Raw genomic sequence first — 1,453 nt, 5'->3', positions numbered from 1 at the left:
GTCGTGTGTTATGCGTTTCGGGGGTTCTTTTTGCGGGCGTACATGTCTTGATCAGCTAGGTGCAGGAGTTCTTTTGGTTCAGTGGTGGGGTCTTGAGTCACGGCGATCCCGACGCTGGCCTTCAGGTTGACCCGGTGTCCGGCTGCGGTGGTCTTGGTGTTGAGGAGTTCAGCGATGCGGTCCCGTAGCGTTTCGGCTGTGGGGATGTCGTCGACGAGGCTGGCGACGACGAATTCGTCGCCGCCGAGTCGTGCCACCGTGGCACTGGGGTCCACACCGGCCAGCAGTTGGTGGGCGGCTGCGGTCAGGAGATGGTCGCCGGCGAGGTGGCCGTAGCGGTCGTTGACTTGTTTGAGCTGGTCGAGGTCGGCGACGAGTACGGCCAGAACGCCGCTGCTACCGGCTAGTGCGGCGAGGTGGTGGTGTAGGCGGTCGGCGAGTAAGGCGCGGTTGGCCAGTCCGGTCAGCGGGTCGTGCAATGCGAGGTGGGCGAGGTGGGCATCGGTCATGCGTCCGTTGCCGATCGCCTCGTAGTGGCTGACGAGGAAGGACGGCAGGCCGTCCGGGCCGGTGACGACGCTGGATCGGATCAGTACCGTGATTGGGTGTCCGTCCTTGTGCCGGTAGCGTTTTTCCGTGCTGACGGTCTTTGTGCGGCCCGCACGCAGATCGGCGAGGGCGGTGTCGCCCTGCTCTTCATCGCCGGGGTAGGTCAGGTCGGAAAAGTGCATTGCGAGAATTTCATCGCGACGGTAACCCAGAAGGTCGCATAATGTGTCGTTCACCGATGTCCAATATCCCTGCAGATCCAGCAGGGCCATCCCGATCGGCGCCGTGGCGAAGCACTGGTCCCACAGGGTTTCGCAGCTACGGCGGGTGGTGACGTCCTCTGCCTGCAACAGGACGGAGCACGGGCGGCCGACGGTATCGTTGATCACCGAAGCTGATAGCCGCACCCAGATCGTCTGGCCGTCGGGCTTGTGGTACCACGTTTCCGCCACAGCGTGTCCGCGCGCGAGGGTGTCCCCGACAACGGCGTTCTGCAGGACCACGTGGCCTGGACACAAGGTGTCGTGCGGGCGCGGCTGCACTAAGTCCGGGGCTTCGTGGCCCAGTAGATCGCATAGCGCCGGGTTGACGTACTGGGGGCGGCCCTGCACATCCAGCACCGCGGTGGGCACGGGCGCCTGATCGAAAACCGATCGCCACTCCGCACCCGCCACCCCGCCCGGCATCGTCGGGACAGGTTCGCCTGAACGGTCCACCGACGAACCGGGTACTGCGAGGCCGTGCGCTGCGCATTGAGCCTGCGCGGTGTCATCCCAGCAGCGCTGTTCAAGCGCAAGATTCGTCAAGTCTCCGGCAAGCCTGACGTGATAGTCGTACTCACGTGGCGAATGCATGGTCGGAAACTCCGTCGGGATATGAGGCGTATGACGAGGTCGGAGAATTC

1 protein-coding gene is annotated in these 1,453 nt (G+C 64.2%); it reads right to left on the bottom strand.

Features of this window, described 5'->3' with window-relative positions; genetic code table 11:
- Positions 1-8: 8 nt before the first annotated feature.
- On the bottom strand, positions 9-1,453 hold a 1,445-nt coding region (locus tag E1288_RS46360), incomplete at its 5' end, for a diguanylate cyclase domain-containing protein (protein WP_328592582.1).

The organism is Saccharopolyspora elongata, from assembly GCF_004348985.1.
GTDB lineage: Bacteria > Actinomycetota > Actinomycetes > Mycobacteriales > Pseudonocardiaceae > Saccharopolyspora > Saccharopolyspora elongata.
Note: the sequence above shows the minus strand (reverse complement) of the source record. Positions and strands in the feature narration are given on the sequence as shown.